We start from the raw sequence: 14,824 nt of genomic DNA, 5'->3' as shown, positions 1-14,824 counted from the left end.
ATAAGGCTGTTTGGTTTTTCAGGTAGCCTTTGGGTGGTTTGGGTAATGGATGCAGGCTACCTGAAAATAGTTTGTCTGATTTTCAGGTAGCCTCTTTTTTCTGTTTGGCGGCGGCTTTGCGGCGGCGGTTTTCTTTCGGGTCGATGAGCAGGGCGCGGTACACTTCCACGCGGTCGCCTACGCGCAGCGGGGTGCTGTCTTTCACTTTTTTGCCGAAGATGCCGATGGGCGCGGCGGCAAAATCAACGTGCGGAAATTCGGTTGGCAATACAGATTGCAGCACGGCCTGCCGTGCGGTGGTGCCGCAGGCTACCTGAAAAGCCAGCAGGCGTTGTTTGCCCGGCTCGGCATAGGCCACTTCGATATTGAGCGGGGTATTGCTAAGCATAGCGGCGGCCTGCCTCTTTCACGAAAGCATCCACCAGCGTGCCGCTAATGTGGCTGAACACGGGGCTGATGAGCGCGGAGAGCATGCGGCTGGAAAATTCGTAGTGCAGCTCGAATTCCACTTTGCAGGCATCGTCGCCCAAGGGCAGGAAGTGCCAAGTTCCGTTCAGGCTTTTAAACGGGCCTTCGAGCAACACCATGCTGATTTCTCGGCCGGGGATGTTGCGGTTGTGCGTGACAAACGATTGGTGCACGCCCATATAGTCCATAAATAGCCGTGCTTTCAATTCGTTGCCGCTGTGTTCGATGATTTCGGTGCGGCTGTACCACGGCAGAAACTGCGGATAATCCTCCGCTTTGTCCACCAGCTCGAACATCTGCTCGGCAGAATGCGGCACGAGCAGGGATTTCTTCACGGTTTTGAGCGACATACAAACGGCCTTGGCAACGCAAAGTGCGCATTATATAGCGAAACGCCAAACCGCCCCACCGCCAAGCACGTATATGGCGCATAAAAACACAGATTATCAATTTAAAACAATAGATTATTTATTATCTGCCATTCTTGGCTCGAAACTTGCTTGAAGTTTGTTCGATACCGCTCGGCCGCCGCCGACCCGCTTCTTCAATCCCTTTCCTTCACACGCAAAACACATGGAAAACTCCGCAGAACGTTTGGCTCGGATACAGCTTGCGCTGATGCCGTATATCGGCGCGGAAACGTTTTACGAATTGTGCCGCCACTACGGTTCAGCCGTCGCCGTGTGGGCTGCCGAGCAAGAAGTGGGCGCCATTCTGCCCAGCCGCCCGGCGCAGGAAGCCTGGCGAAGCCGCCGCCACGAGGCCGAGGCCGCTGCTGAAGCCGCGTTGGCATGGGAGCAGCAGGAAAACTGCCGTTTATTGTTGGCTTGCGACGCAGATTTTCCGCCGCAATTGGGCGAAGGCATCACCGCCCCGCCCTTATTGTTTGCCCGCGGCAATACTGAATGGCTGCATCGGCCTTCAGTGGCCATCGTGGGCAGCCGGCACGCCACGCCGCAGGCGATGCGGATTGCCGGCGAGTTCGGCGAAGCCTTGGCCGCAACCGGCATTGTAACCGTATCCGGCATGGCCGCCGGCATCGACAGCGCCGCCCACGAAGGCGCGTTGCGCAGGCAGGGTGGCACGGTGGCGGTGTGGGGCACGGGCATCGACCGCGTGTATCCCGTGGCCAACAAAGCCCTGGCGCACCGCATTGCCGAAGAAGGCTGCGTGCTCTCCGAATTCCCCTTGGGCACGCGCCCGCTGGCCGGTAACTTCCCGCGCCGAAACCGCCTGATTGCCGCTCTCTCCTCTGCCGTGCTGGTGGTGGAAGCCGCTTTGGAATCCGGTTCGCTGATTACCGCTCGGCTGGCAGCAGACATGGGGCGCGAAGTGTTTGCCGTGCCCGGCTCCATCGACAACCCGCACAGCAAAGGCTGCCACGCGCTGATTAAGCAAGGCGCAAAGCTCACCGAAACGCTGGCCGATATTCTGGAAGAATGCCCGCAGCTGCCGCAAACCGCATCGACTAACCGCCAAATGGCAGCCCAAGCCAAAAGGCTACCTGAAAATGAGTATAGCGAGTTTCTACAAAACCAAAACGCAGATGTCGAACATCGCCAAGCCGAATCGCTCCCAAGCGAACAGCCAGCCTTGGTCGATGCCACACCGGCATCAACTGAAACCGAAACCTCACTGCTGCTGCAAGCCATGGGCTACGACCCGATACACCCCGACAGCTTGGCCGAGCTGCTCAAACTGCCCGCGGCCGATGTGTATGCCGAACTGACTTTATTAGAAATCAACGGCCAAATTGCCCCGCTCTCCGGCGGCCGCTACCAACGTATTGCTCCAAACAGGAATACCAAATGATTGATGTAATTGCCTTTTTGATAAACAACTTCCAAGACTTCGATACCTGCCCGCCCAGCGAGGCCTTGGGCAGCCTCTTGGAGCAGGTGGGTTTCCAGGATGAGGAAATTCGTGATACGCTATTATTTATGAACGTGCTCCAAGAGCGTAGCCGCTCGCTACACCGTAATTTCCGCGAAGAGCAGGCGATGCGCGTGTATCTGCCCGAAGAACTTGCCGCTTTGCCGCCCGAGGCTTTGGGTTTGCTGCACTTTTTGGTGCAAAACGGCGCGCTTTCTGTGGAGCAGCGGGAATTTGTGCTGCTTGCGCTGATGCACCTTTCGGCCAAAGCAGACGAGCCGCTCACCGATGCACACGTGAAAGTGCTGTCGCTCTTGGTGTTGTGGGCAGACAAATCCGAGCTGCCCATGCTCATCAGCGACGATTTGGTCAATGCCCTGCTGCATGGCCGAGCAGTAATGAATTGAGAAAGGCCACTGCTCTTATAATATAAGGCTACCTGAAAGATTGAGATTTTCAGGTAGCCTTTGATTGAATACAGCGCTCTTGCACCAAGATGGATTAAGGCTACCTGATACCTTGCTTTTATTGGCTAAAGCACTATATTTCCTTAGCTACAGCGTGGCTAAAAACAAAAGTATTTTGCGAGGAAACTATGTCGAAAAACCTGCTGATTGTGGAATCTCCCAACAAAATCAAATCTATTAAAAAATACCTGGGCAGCGATTTTGAAGTATTGGCCTCCTTCGGCCATGTACGCGATTTGGTGCCGAAAAACGGCGCCGTCGATCCCGAGCACGATTTCACCATGAAATACGAAGTGCCGGCCAAGAGCAAAAAGTATATCGATGCCATCGTGGCAGCCGCCAAAGAAGCCAATACCCTCTATCTGGCCACCGACCCGGACCGCGAAGGTGAAGCCATTTCCTGGCATATCTACGAAATCCTCAAATCCAAACGCGGCATCAAAAATCTGGAAGAGCGCACCCTGCGCGTGGTGTTCCACGAAGTCACCAAAAAAGGTGTGCAGGAAGCCCTCAAGCAGCCGCGCAAGCTCGATATGGGCTTGGTGGACGCGCAACAGGCACGCCGTGCCTTGGATTACCTGGTCGGCTTCAACCTCTCCCCGCTGTTGTGGAAAAAAATCCGGCGCGGCCTGAGCGCCGGCCGCGTGCAAAGCCCCGCCCTGCGCCTGATTTGCGAACGCGAAAACGAAATCCGCGCCTTTGAAACGCAGGAATACTGGAGCGTGCACCTCGATAGCCACAAAGGCCGCCAAAAATTTGCCGCCAAGCTCACCCAATGGCAGGGCAGCAAACTGGAGCAGTTCTCCCTGCCCAATGAAGCCGCTCAGGCCGCCGTGTTGGCCGCCATGCAGGGCAAACCCGCGCGAGTGCTCGATGTGGTGAAGAAAAAAGCCACCCGCAAGCCAGCCGCGCCCTACACTACCTCCACCATGCAGCAAGACGCCGTACGCAAGCTCGGCTTCACCACCGACCGCACCATGCGCACCGCCCAGCAGCTGTTTGAAGGCGTGGACGTCGGCCAAGGCTCGGTCGGCCTGATTACTTATATGCGTACCGACAGCGTAACCCTGTCGCAAGACGCGATAGCCGAAATCCGCCACTACATCGACAACAAAATCGGCGCCGATTTCCTACCCAAATCGCCGCGCATGTACCGCACCAAATCCAAAAACGCCCAAGAGGCGCACGAAGCCATCCGCCCCACTTCGGTGTACCGCACGCCCGAAAGCGTGAAGCCCTTCCTTTCCGCCGACCAATTCAAGCTCTACCAAATGATTTGGCAGCGCACCATGGCCTGCCAGATGGTGGAGGCCAAATTCGACGCCACCACCGTAGACATCGGTGTGGGCGAAGGCGTGTTCCGCGCCACCGGCCAAGTGCTCGTATTTGCCGGCTTCCTGAGTGTGTATCAGGAAGGCCACGATGACGACGACGAGGATGAAGACAACAAAAAACTGCCCGAATTGGCCGTGGGCGACGCCCTGCCTGTAGACAAACTCTACGGCGAGCAGCACTTCACCCAGCCGCCGCCCCGCTTCAACGAAGCCACGCTGGTGAAGGCCTTGGAGGAGTTCGGCATCGGCCGCCCCTCCACCTATGCCAGCATCATCAAAACCCTGAAAGACCGTGAATACGTAACCATCGACCAGCGCCGCTTCCTGCCCACCGACACCGGCGAAATCGTGAACAAGTTCCTCACCGAACACTTTACCCAATACGTGGACTACGATTTCACCGCCAAGCTCGAAGACCAGCTCGACGACATTGCCAGCGGCAAGCGGCAGTGGATTCCCGTGATGGACAAATTCTGGAAAGGCTTCCACAAACAGATTGAGGAAAAAGCCGGCATCGAGCGCGCCAAAATCACCACCGAAGAGCTGGACGAAACCTGCCCCAAATGCGGCCAACACAAGCTGCAAATCAAATTCGGCAAACGCGGCCGCTTCATCGCCTGCTCCGGCTACCCCGATTGCGACTACACCCGCAATCTCAACGAAACCGCCGACGAAGCTGCCAAAGCCGCTGAAGAGCCCACCATCGTAGAAGGGCGAGAATGTCCTAAATGCGGCGGTCAGCTTGTGTATAAAAAAGGCCGTTTCGGAAAATTCATCGGCTGTGCCAACTACCCCAAGTGCAAACACATCGAACCCTTGGAAAAACCCAAAGACACCGGCGTGGCCTGCCCCAAATGCGGCAAAGGCAGCCTGATCGAGCGCAAATCGCGCTACGGCAAGCTGTTCTACAGCTGCAACACCTACCCCGACTGCGACTACGCCACCTGGAACCCGCCCGTGGCCGAAGAATGCCCGAAATGCCACTGGCCAGTGCTCACCATCAAAACCACCAAACGCTGGGGTGTGGAAAAAGTCTGCCCACAGAAAGAGTGCGGCTGGAAAGAGCAAATCGAACCGCCCGCCCTGAAAGGCTAAAGCCGTAAATAAACGAAAGGCTACCTGAAAATGAGCAATATTTTTCAGGTAGCCTTTATTGAGCAAATATATAAATCAAATTTAAATTAGGACAAAGCAGCTAGCCGCAGAAGTGTAGTTAAGTACAGCAAACCCGGCCAACGTTATCCTGGATGCAAATAGATTTACCGTACAACGCTAGAACATAAAAAAGCAGCCATCAACCGCTATCGGTTGAGGCTGCTTTCGGTTGTCAGTAGGGGGACATTATTTCCGCAGGTTCGCGAAAATAGCCAAAATAGCCACGGCGCCCAGCGTGGATGCAACCCAGCCTGCTGGCTGCCCGATGGCATACCAGCCCATCATCTGCCCAACCCAGCTGGCCAGCACCGAGCCACCGATGCCGAGTAGCGTAGTCATGATGATACCCAAGCGTTGCCCGCCCGGATACAGGAATTTGGCCAAAACACCGATGATGAAGCCGATGATGATGGTACCGATCATGGTTAGTTTTCCTCTTATGGTGTGATTAGATGGCATACATATCAGGCAAACGGCCGGCTTTTCAAGATAAAGGCTACCTGAATTTTAGCTTCGCAGAAACTCGCGGAGCTCGTTTTCAGGTAGCCTTTCCTATTTAACCAAAGCAACAAACTAAATTCCTACCACGGCTGTTCCTGCACGGCTTCCTGCAAGCTTTGGCGCACGCTGGTGCCTACTCCTTTGCTGAACAGGCGACTGATGTCATCGGCAGGGGTGTAGTCCACCAGCTCGGGGGCTTTGATGATATCGCGCGATACGCTGTAGATATCGCCCAGGCCATCGATGAGGCCGGTTCTGAGGGCTTCGTTGCCGGTGTATACGCGGCCGCTGAACAGGTCGGGATGGTCGGCTTCGTGCAGGCGTTTGCCGCGCCCGTCGCGCACGGCTTTGATGAATTGCTGGTGGATGTCGTCCAGCATGCCTTGCCAAATGGCGGTTTGCTCGGGGGTTTCCGGGCTGAAGGGGTCACCCATGCCTTTGTTGCTGCCAGCAGTGCGCAGGCGGCGTTGGATGCCCATATTGTGCATCAGACCGGTGAGGTCGAAGCTACTGCCGATCACGCCGATGCTGCCGACGATGCTGGAGGGGTCGGCATAGATTTTATCGGCGGCGGCGGCGATGTAGTAACAGCCAGAGGCGCACATGTCTTCGGCCACCATATACACGGGGATGTTGGGATGCTCGGCGCGCAGGCGTCGGATTTCGCGGTAGGCTACGCCAGATACCACGGGCGAACCGCCAGGGCTGTTGGCGCGGATGATGATGCCGCGTACCTGTTTGTTTTTATAGGCGGCTTCAAGGCCTTGGCGCAGTTTGCCGGCCTGGTTTTCGCCGGCGGTAATCGCGCCTTCCAAGCGGATCACTGCGGTATGCGGCCCGGCAGCGGCAGGATTGAGGCTGCCTATATTGCCGAAAATGGCAAACAGATAGAGAGCCAGGAAGGCGATGAGCAACAGGCGGAAAATGAGCTTCCAAATGCGGGCACGGCGTTGCTCGCGGTAAGCTTCGAGCAGGAGTTTTTCCAGGGTGTCGCGCTCCCAGTTGCCACTGTTCGGCTCGCTATTGCGGCGAATGATGTGTTTCATGGCGGGTAACTTTCTTGGAATGATGTGGAATGCCGGAAGGGCATACCTGAAAACGGTATGCGCCTGATTCCGACGGGAAAGGGCGGCTATTGTAACACGCGGCGGCGGCAGCGGTTTCAAGTAGCCCTTATGGTTGCCTACCAAAGATGTCTAGGGCCGGCTAACCCACTGACTACCTGAAAACAAAAGCTACCTGAAAAGCAGAAACACTTTTCAGGTAGCCTTTTATTCATCTGACAACAAACTATTTTTCAGCCTGCTTTTCAGCTTGCAGCTGGGCTTTGCGCTCTTCCAGCCAGTGCTCCAGATAATGGATGCTCACGCCGCCTTTGGCGAAGCCGGGGTCGCGGAACAGGTCGTCGTGCAGCGGGGCATTGGTTTTGATGCCGCTCACAGTGAGCTCGGAGAGGGCAACGCGCATTTTGACGATGGCCTGCTCGCGGTCGTTGCCATACACGCAGATTTTGCCGATGAGGCTGTCGTAGTTCGGCGGGATGCTGTAGCCCTGGTAGATGTGGCTGTCCACGCGCACACCGAAGCCGCCGGGCAAATGGCAGCTGGTGATGCAGCCCGGGCTGGGGATGAAGCTGTAGGGGTCTTCGGCGTTGATGCGGCACTCAAAAGCATGGCCTTGGATTACCACGTCTTTCTGCTTGTATTGCAGCGGCAGCCCGGCGGCGATGCGCAGCTGCTCCTGCACGATGTCGATGCCGGTAATCAGCTCGGTTACGGGGTGTTCCACCTGTACGCGGGTGTTCATTTCGATGAAGAAGAATTCGCCGTCTTCGTACAGAAATTCAAATGTTCCGGCGCCGCGGTAGCCGATGCGTTTGCAGGCAGCCACGCAGGCTTTGCCGATTTTCTCGCGCTCTTTGGCGGTGATGCCGGGCGCAGGCGCTTCTTCGATCACCTTTTGGTGGCGGCGCTGCATGGAGCAGTCGCGCTCGCCCAGATAAATGGCGTTACCGTGTTCGTCGGCCAGCACCTGCACTTCCACGTGGCGCGGGCGTTGTAGGAAGCGTTCCATATACACCATCGGATTGCCGAAGGCGGCTTCGGCTTCGGCCTTGGTCATTTCCACGGCCTTAATCAGGTCTTCGCGTTTTTCCACCACGCGCATACCACGCCCGCCGCCGCCGCCGGAAGCTTTGATGATCACGGGGTAGCCCACGCGCTCGGCAGTTTTCAGGATTTCGTCGGGGTCGTCGGAAAGTGCGCCGTCCGAGCCGGGCACGCAGGGCACGCCGGATTCGAGCATGGCTTTTTTGGCAGACACTTTGTCGCCCATCAGGCGGATGGTATCGGCACGCGGGCCGATGAAGATGAAGCCGGATTCTTCCACCTGCTCGGCAAAGCGGTCGTTTTCAGCCAGGAAGCCGTAGCCGGGGTGGATGGCGTCGGCGCCGGTTACTTCGGCGGCGGCAATGATGGAGGGAATGTGCAGATAGCTCTGCGCAGAGGGGGCGGGGCCGATGCAGACAGATTCGTCGGCCAGCTTAACGTGCAGGCTGTCGTTGTCGGCAGTGGAATGCACGGCCACGGTGGCGATGCCCATTTCGCGGCAGGCGCGCAATACGCGCAGGGCGATTTCGCCACGGTTGGCGATGAGGACTTTTTTCAGCATAATCTTTGCCTTATGGTTTTCAGGTAGCCTTTATGCCGCAGCAGGAGGCTACCTGAAAAATTATTCGATGATAAACAGCGGCTCGCCAAACTCTACCGGCTGGCCGTTTTCCACCAGAATTTCTTTCACCACGCCGCTGCGTTCGGCTTCGATTTCGTTCATCAGCTTCATGGCTTCGATGATGCATAAGGTGTCGCCGGCGTTCACGCTCTGGCCCACTTCCACAAACACCGGCGCGTTCGGGCCGGGGGCGCGGTAGAAAGTGCCCACCATGGGCGAGGTTTGCGCTTTGCTCAAATCGCGGGCGGGTGCGGCAGGCGCGCCTGCGGCTGCAACGGGCGCGGCAGCGGCCACGGCGGGAGCCGGAGCGGCGGCCACAGCAGGCGCGGCGGCATACACGGGCTGCGGCGCGGCCAGCGAGCGGGTAATGCGCACTTTTTCTTCGCCTTCGGTTACTTCAATCTCGGCAATGCCGGATTCTTCCACCAAGTCGATGAGTTTTTTGAGTTTGCGTAAATCCATAATGAGAGGTCCTTTTAAGGGATTCGGAGCCGGGCTTTAGCCGGCCTGTTTTTGTTGCAAGTATTCAATGGCGAAATCCAGCGCGGCAGAGTAGCCGTGTGCGCCCAGCCCGCAAATCACGCCCTGCGCCAAATCGGAAAAATAAGAATGGCGGCGGAAGGGCTCGCGGGCGTACACGTTGGAGAGGTGGACTTCAATAAAGGGTTTGCCGGCGGCGGCGAGCGCATCGCGCAGGGCGACACTGGTGTGGGTGTAGGCTGCCGGGTTGATGATGATAAAGGCGGTATGGTCGGCCATGGCCGCCTGGGCACGCTCCACCAGCACGGCTTCGGCATTGCTCTGCACGGCTTCAAAGGCAAAACCGGCAGCTTCGGCGCGCGCCTGCAGGCCGGCATTGATGTCGGCAAGGGTGGTGCGGCCGTAGATTTCCGGTTCGCGCTGCCCCAAAAGATTGAGGTTGGGGCCGTGCATAACGAGGATGGCGGGTTTCATGCTGGAGGGCAGTTTAAATTCGGTTGAAATGAATAATTGCGCCTGAAAACGCAGTTTGCTGCTAGCGGGCAAGATGTACATTTTCGGCGATAGTGGGGGAAATGTCCAGTTTTTGTATTTATCTGTATGGAAACGGCAGGATTTGTTAAGCAGCAGCTTCAACCGTATTTAAAGCGGCGAAGGCTACCTGAAAACGCAGCGCAGCTAAGTTTCTGCGAAGCTAAACTTCCAGGTAGCCTTCTGTGCCCTTTGCCAGGCAAGTATTTATTTCTTGTCGTGCTGTCTCAGAATTTGATAGAGCTGGTCTTTCAAATGCAGCTTCTGTTTTTTCAGAACTTCCACTTCGTCCAAATTGCCGGTAACCGGGTTTTTAACCATATTGGCGATTTTTTCGTCCAGCTCGTTGTGTTCGTCAAACAGGCGGGCAAAGCGCTTGTCGGATTGTTTGAGCTGGCTGATGAGGTCGCGGTATTCGGGGAACATTGTTTTCTCGCTTTCGAGTGGGCAAGGGTTGAACAAACTTTTTATCTTGACTGTACTTTATCATAGCCGGCGGGAAAAATCGAACGGCTCCTGCTTTTATTCGCCTTATAATGAAACCCTCCAAATTATTGCATTGCCGCCATGCCTGAAATCGAAAGCCACCCCTTCCCCGCCCTACTGCCGCCGGATGCCACCGTGATGATGATGGGCACCTTCCCGCCCAAGGCCGACAAACACGCCATGCTGTTTCATTATCCCAATTTCATCAACGATATGTGGCGCGTATACGGACTCGTGTTCTTTAATGATGCCGCGCATTTCCAAAAAATAGGCGAAAAGGCATTTGATGCGGAAAAAATCAAAGCCTTCCTGCGCGAGCGCGGTATCGCTTCCTGCCCCACCGTGCTCAAGGCCGTGCGCGAGCAAGACAATGCCTCCGACAAATTCCTACGCGTGGTGAAAACCGTGGATTTGCCCGCCGTGCTCGCCCAGCTGCCGTGCTGCCGCCATATATGCGCCACCGGCGGCAAGGCCACCGAAGTGCTGCTCTCCCTGCTGCCCGATGCGCCGAAAATGCCGAAAACCGGCGAAACGCTGCCCTGCACTTTGGCCGGACGGAATTTCACCCTCACCCGCCTGCCCTCCACCTCGCGGGCGTATCCGCTGAGTTTGCAGAAAAAGGCAGCGGCATACCGGGCGTTTTTCGAGATGGCTAGGTTGGTGTAGTTTTCAGGTAGCCTTTAAAAGTGGCTTGAGGCTACCTGAAAATTTGAAAGATTCGGCACTTCAAATGGCTGCGTACAACCCCGCCCCACTCAAACGTGCTGCAGAAAACCATATCGTGAAATTCACCATTCACTGTACTAATGCAAGGCGGCCAAACGCAAACAGCATGAACAATACGGCTAGGCACGCCCCGCCGTAGCAGCGAATTAGGAATTCCACTATAATCCGCCCCCTTGAGTCGGGGTGCTGCCTTGCGCGGCTGAGAACATACCCGTTGCACCTGAACCGGTTAATGCCGGCGGAGGGAACTCATGGCCGGTTTGGGCGAGATACTGCCCGGTTTGATTGGCTGCAGGCGGCAGAGCAGATTCTGCCGCGGCAACGTGATGATGCGCTCCGATTTATCGGGGCGTTTTTTGTTGCCTGTTGTCCTGAGCATGGCATGCAATCTTCGCCCGTAAGCAACTGTGTTTTCGCAGTAAATATTTTTCAGGTAGCCTTCCGCCAGCGGCAGCGGGCTGTTGCAAGAGGATTAAACCATGCGTTTCCGTATTTGGCAGGCAGACGGCCTGCCGCACCCTTATATGATGCTGTTTTTGGCACCGGCGTTTTGGGCCACGAGCAATGTGGCGGGCAAGCTGGGCAAGGCTTGGCTTTCGCCTTATGAGTTTACGTTTTGGCGCTGGGTGCTGGCGGCCTTGCTGCTTTCGTGGCTGTTCCGCGCGCGGATTCGGGAGGATTTGCCTGTGCTCAAGCCGCGTGCGTTGTGGCTGTTGCTGGTGGGCGGCAGCGGGTTCGCTGTTTAATATCGTACTCTACAGCGCGTTTGCGCGCGGGGCGGAGGTGGTGAATGTATCGATTATCACGGCGCTGATTCCGGTGATGGTGTTGCTCGCGGAAGTGCTGTTTTGGCGTACGCGGGCACATTGGCTGCAATGGCTGGGGGTGGGGCTGTCGTTTGCGGGCGTGGTGTGGGTGGTGGGCCGGGGCAATCCGGCCGCGCTGCTGGAAACGGGTTTGTCGCAAGGAGATGCGTTGGCGTTGGTGACTTCTTTGATTTATGCGGGCTATTCGCTGGCGTTGCGCGCTGCACCGAAGGTACATTGGGCGAGCCTGCTGTAGGCTATGTGTGTGGCGGCGGTAGTGGTGAGTGCGCCGTTTTATGTGTGGGAAGGGGTGGAGAGAGGCTTCCGGCTGCCGCCGTGGCAGGCTTGGCTGCTGCTGCTTTATGTTTCTGTGTTTATCGCGATTTTGTCCAAGCTGTTTTATATGGAAAGCGTGATTGCGATTGGCGCGGGGCGGGCGGCGCTCACGATGAATCTGCTGCCGGTGTTCGGTGCGCTGGTGGGCGCGGCGGCCTTCCCAGACGAGCGTTTGGGCGGCTATGTGCTCACAGCCTTGGTCTTGGTGGCAGCAGGGATTGCGGCTTCCGAATGGGGCGCAGCGAAAAAACGGGCTTTGGAAAGCGTGGAATAGTGGCAGCCGTACACTCAAAGACACGATGAACGAAGCCATGCTAGAATGAACCACCCGCATGGACGACATGACACCGAAGTCAAAGCACAGATGCAGGAAGCGATTGGGCGGCAACCCAATGTGGCCATGGCCTGTGTGGGTGGCAGCAACAACGCCATCGGCCTGTTTCCCGTATACTGGAAGCAGTATACGCCTCATCGGTGTGCTGCACGGTTTCCGCAGCTATTAATTGCGGGACGACAACAGCCAAGTGCTCGGCACGCATTCCGTTTCCGCCAGCATCAACTATCCCAGCATCAACTCGGAATACCGCCCTTTGGCCAACATCAGCCGCGTGGAATACACGGCAAGCTGAAAGCGGGCGTGAAAAATTCCGCGACAGAGTAAAACGCCAGTGGCTGGAAAATTATTCAAAGCCGAACTCAAAACACGCGGATTCCAGGTAGCCTCATACGACAGGGAAAGCAGGCATTTCTCCATATCGAAAAATATAGTGGTTCAGCAAAAATCAGAGCGAGGCGGCAAGCCGCAGATAGTACAAGTAGTACAACAAAACGAGCCAACGCTGCACTAGTTTAAATTTAACTCACTATAATGTTATCCACTATATAATTTTGTTTAATCATACTTTCAGGAAACGCCATGTCTGCTTCACGTATGCTTGCCGCTGCCGTATCCGCCGCCCTGCTGCTGAACCTGGGCGGCTGCGCCAACAGTTCCGCCTTGCAATACACCACCTCCCAAGCACAAAACACAGCACGGGTTTACTACGGTGAAGTGCTGTCGGTAACACCCACCACCATACGTGGCGAAGACAACCCGCTGCTCACCACTGCCGGCTCTCTGCTGGGCGGCATCGGCGGCAGTAATTTCGGCGAAGGCCGGGGTAAAGCGGTGAGCGCAATTTTGGGCGCGATTGTAGGTGGCTTGGGCACGCAGTCGCTCACACGCGGACTCGACAGCCAGCGCGGCTATGAAATCGTGGTGCAGCTCGAAGGCTCGCACGATGCAATTTCTGTGGTGCAAAAAAGCGACATCCAATTCCAGCCCGGCCAGCGCGTGCGCGTGCTGCGAAGCGCCAATGGCATGACCCGCGTGCTACCGGCGGGGCAGTCTCCGGTTTATTAATCGGCTGTATGGCTAAAGATGAAAGGCTACCTGAAATTCTTAGGTAGCTTTTTGTTGTTTACAGGCAAGCAATCGGCGTTAAATTCGCTTAGCCAGCTCCTCCGCTTTGCCTACATACAGCGCGGGAGTGAGCGAGAGCAGGCGCGCTTTGGCTTCTTCGGGGATGGCAAGGCCGCGAATGAAGGACTGGAGGGTGGCAGGCGTGATGCCGTCTTGGCCGCGGGTGAGGGCTTTGAGCTGCTCATAGGCCTGCGGCACGGCGTGGCGGCGCATCACGGTTTGGATGGGCTCGGCTAAAAGCTCCCAGGTGGCGTCGAGGTCGGCCTGCATGGCGGCGGGGTTGGCTTCGAGTTTGTTCAGACCGCGCAGGTGGGCGGCCCAGCCGAGCAGGGTGTAGCCTGCGCCCACGCCCATGTTGCGCAGCACGGTGCTGTCGGTCAGGTCCCGCTGCCAGCGGGATACGGGCAGTTTCTCGGCCATGAAGCCGAGGATGGCGTTGGCGGTGCCGAGGTTGCCTTCGGAGTTTTCAAAGTCGATGGGGTTCACTTTGTGCGGCATGGTGGAGGAGCCCACTTCGCCGGCCTTCACTTTTTGTTTGAAATAGCCGAGCGAAATGTAGCCCCACACGTCGCGGTTGAAATCGATGAGGATGGTGTTGATGCGGCTGAGGGTTTGGAAAAACTCGGCCATGTAGTCGTGCGGCTCGATTTGAATGGTGTAGGGGTTGAAAGTGAGCCCGAGCGACTGTTCGACAAAGCGGCGGCAATGCGCTTCCCAATCCATATCAGGGTAGGCGGAGAGATGGGCGTTATAGTTGCCCACGGCGCCGTTGATTTTGCCCAAAAACTCCTGTTTCTCCAGCTGGGCGGTTTGGCGCTGCAAACGGGCGAGCACGTTGGCGATTTCCTTGCCCAGGGTGGTGGGGGTGGCGGGCTGGCCGTGGGTGCGGCTCATCATGGGTTGGGCGGCCAAGCTGTGTGCCATTTGGCGCAGCTTGGCGGCGATTTCGGCCAGCTTGGGCAGCAGCACGCCGTCCCGGGCTTCGCGCAGCATCAGGGCGTGGGAAAGGTTGTTGATGTCTTCGCTGGTGCAGGCAAAGTGGATGAATTCGTTTGCCTTTTGGATTTCAGTTAGCCTTTCGAAGCGCTGCTTGAGCCAGTATTCCACGGCTTTCACGTCGTGGTTGGTGGTGGCTTCGATGGCCTTCACTTCGGCAGCGTGTTCGGGCGAAAAACCGGCAATCACAGCATCGATTTCGGCTAAAGTGGTGGCAGAAAAAGGCGGCACTTCGCTAATTTCGGGCGCGGCAGCCAGCGATTTGAGCCATTCCAGCTCCACGCGCACGCGGGCACGAATGAGGCCGTATTCGGAAAAAACGGGGCGCAGGGCTTCAACGGCGGCGGCATAGCGGCCGTCGAGCGGGGAAAGGGCAAGCAGGGCAGACATGTGGTTTCCTATGAAAAAAGGCCGACAAAACGGCGGTATTCTACCCGAAAAGCGGAAAGGCTACCTGAAAGCGATGGTTTGGCG

17 protein-coding genes, 1 pseudogene and 1 riboswitch are annotated in these 14,824 nt (G+C 56.8%); of the genes and pseudogenes, 9 read left to right on the top strand and 9 right to left on the bottom strand.

Translation table 11 applies throughout. The features are described from left to right. Window positions 1–82: 82 nt before the first annotated feature. On the bottom strand, window positions 83–388 hold the full coding sequence (locus EZJ17_RS09530) for an RnfH family protein (RefSeq protein ID WP_067439797.1): 306 nt from the start codon (window positions 386–388) through the stop codon (window positions 83–85). Next, window positions 381–818 carry a type II toxin-antitoxin system RatA family toxin gene (locus tag EZJ17_RS09525; protein WP_067439800.1) on the bottom strand — a complete coding sequence of 146 codons (438 nt, stop codon included), beginning with the start codon at window positions 816–818 and terminating at the stop codon, window positions 381–383. Before EZJ17_RS09525 ends, EZJ17_RS09530 begins: the two co-directional genes overlap by 8 nt. A 223-nt stretch (window positions 819–1,041) precedes the next feature. Here EZJ17_RS09525 and dprA point away from each other — a divergent pair, with 223 nt between their 5' ends. The 3 genes from dprA (at window position 1,042) to topA (ending at window position 5,236) form a co-directional block, all read left to right on the top strand. After that, window positions 1,042–2,280 carry a DNA-processing protein DprA gene (gene dprA / locus EZJ17_RS09520; RefSeq protein ID WP_067444325.1) on the top strand — a complete coding sequence of 413 codons (1,239 nt, stop codon included), beginning with the start codon at window positions 1,042–1,044 and terminating at the stop codon, window positions 2,278–2,280. Next, complete coding sequence (locus EZJ17_RS09515) at window positions 2,277–2,747, top strand: Smg family protein (protein WP_067439805.1); 471 nt, start codon at window positions 2,277–2,279, stop codon at window positions 2,745–2,747. Before dprA ends, EZJ17_RS09515 begins: the two co-directional genes overlap by 4 nt. Before the next feature lie 188 nt (window positions 2,748–2,935). Then, window positions 2,936–5,236 carry a type I DNA topoisomerase gene (gene topA, locus EZJ17_RS09510; RefSeq protein WP_067439807.1) on the top strand — a complete coding sequence of 767 codons (2,301 nt, stop codon included), beginning with the start codon at window positions 2,936–2,938 and terminating at the stop codon, window positions 5,234–5,236. A gap of 246 nt (window positions 5,237–5,482) precedes the next feature. On the opposite strand, the gene EZJ17_RS09505 is transcribed toward topA, so the two are convergent. The 6 genes from EZJ17_RS09505 to EZJ17_RS09480 form a co-directional block, all read right to left on the bottom strand. Then, a complete protein-coding gene (locus EZJ17_RS09505; RefSeq protein ID WP_067439810.1) occupies window positions 5,483–5,719 on the bottom strand; it encodes a GlsB/YeaQ/YmgE family stress response membrane protein in 237 nt (78 codons plus the stop codon). Window positions 5,720–5,877: 158 nt separating this feature from the next. After that, entirely contained in the window at window positions 5,878–6,843 is a 966-nt protein-coding gene (locus EZJ17_RS09500; RefSeq protein ID WP_067529934.1) for a S49 family peptidase, read from the bottom strand. A gap of 244 nt (window positions 6,844–7,087) precedes the next feature. Further along, window positions 7,088–8,467 (bottom strand): acetyl-CoA carboxylase biotin carboxylase subunit, encoded by a 1,380-nt coding sequence (accC, locus tag EZJ17_RS09495; RefSeq protein WP_067439815.1) that lies wholly within the window; start codon window positions 8,465–8,467, stop codon window positions 7,088–7,090. 60 nt (window positions 8,468–8,527) lie between these two features. Beyond that, the gene (gene accB / locus EZJ17_RS09490) at window positions 8,528–8,989 is read right to left on the bottom strand and encodes an acetyl-CoA carboxylase biotin carboxyl carrier protein (protein WP_067439817.1); all 462 of its coding nucleotides are present in this window, start codon (window positions 8,987–8,989) and stop codon (window positions 8,528–8,530) included. Window positions 8,990–9,025: 36 nt separating this feature from the next. Then, window positions 9,026–9,481, bottom strand: a complete 456-nt coding sequence (aroQ, locus tag EZJ17_RS09485; RefSeq protein WP_067440284.1) for a type II 3-dehydroquinate dehydratase — start codon at window positions 9,479–9,481, stop codon at window positions 9,026–9,028. A gap of 264 nt (window positions 9,482–9,745) precedes the next feature. Beyond that, window positions 9,746–9,964 carry an HP1242/YdcH family protein gene (locus tag EZJ17_RS09480; RefSeq protein ID WP_067439820.1) on the bottom strand — a complete coding sequence of 73 codons (219 nt, stop codon included), beginning with the start codon at window positions 9,962–9,964 and terminating at the stop codon, window positions 9,746–9,748. 141 nt (window positions 9,965–10,105) lie between these two features. On the opposite strand from EZJ17_RS09480, the gene EZJ17_RS09475 reads away from it, so the two are divergent. From EZJ17_RS09475 to EZJ17_RS09465, 6 genes and pseudogenes are all read left to right on the top strand, one after another. Next, a complete protein-coding gene (locus tag EZJ17_RS09475; protein WP_197478826.1) occupies window positions 10,106–10,690 on the top strand; it encodes a uracil-DNA glycosylase family protein in 585 nt (194 codons plus the stop codon). A gap of 229 nt (window positions 10,691–10,919) precedes the next feature. After that, window positions 10,920–11,014, top strand: a riboswitch (TPP riboswitch). Between the two features lie 215 nt (window positions 11,015–11,229). Continuing rightward, window positions 11,230–11,496 (top strand): EamA family transporter, encoded by a 267-nt coding sequence (locus EZJ17_RS10455; protein ID WP_197478827.1) that lies wholly within the window; start codon window positions 11,230–11,232, stop codon window positions 11,494–11,496. Between the two features lie 40 nt (window positions 11,497–11,536). Next, on the top strand, window positions 11,537–11,812 hold the full coding sequence (locus EZJ17_RS10450) for an EamA family transporter (protein ID WP_240746206.1): 276 nt from the start codon (window positions 11,537–11,539) through the stop codon (window positions 11,810–11,812). 3 nt (window positions 11,813–11,815) lie between these two features. Then, the gene (locus tag EZJ17_RS10905; RefSeq protein WP_197478829.1) at window positions 11,816–12,166 is read left to right on the top strand and encodes an EamA family transporter; all 351 of its coding nucleotides are present in this window, start codon (window positions 11,816–11,818) and stop codon (window positions 12,164–12,166) included. Further along, a pseudogene (locus tag EZJ17_RS10710) lies at window positions 12,162–12,518 on the top strand (tryptophan synthase subunit beta); the annotation flags it as partial. The gene EZJ17_RS10905 and the pseudogene EZJ17_RS10710, both read left to right, overlap by 5 nt. Before the next feature lie 290 nt (window positions 12,519–12,808). Then, a complete protein-coding gene (locus EZJ17_RS09465; protein WP_067439826.1) occupies window positions 12,809–13,294 on the top strand; it encodes an outer membrane lipoprotein in 486 nt (161 codons plus the stop codon). A gap of 78 nt (window positions 13,295–13,372) precedes the next feature. On the opposite strand, the gene purB is transcribed toward EZJ17_RS09465, so the two are convergent. Then, on the bottom strand, window positions 13,373–14,740 hold the full coding sequence (gene purB, locus EZJ17_RS09460; RefSeq protein WP_067439829.1) for an adenylosuccinate lyase: 1,368 nt from the start codon (window positions 14,738–14,740) through the stop codon (window positions 13,373–13,375). Window positions 14,741–14,824 lie beyond the last annotated feature (84 nt).

The sequence above is a fragment of the Eikenella exigua genome (genome assembly GCF_008805035.1).
GTDB lineage: Bacteria > Pseudomonadota > Gammaproteobacteria > Burkholderiales > Neisseriaceae > Eikenella > Eikenella exigua.
The sequence above is the reverse complement of the archived record's forward strand: the minus strand, read 5'-3'. Positions and strand labels throughout refer to the sequence as shown.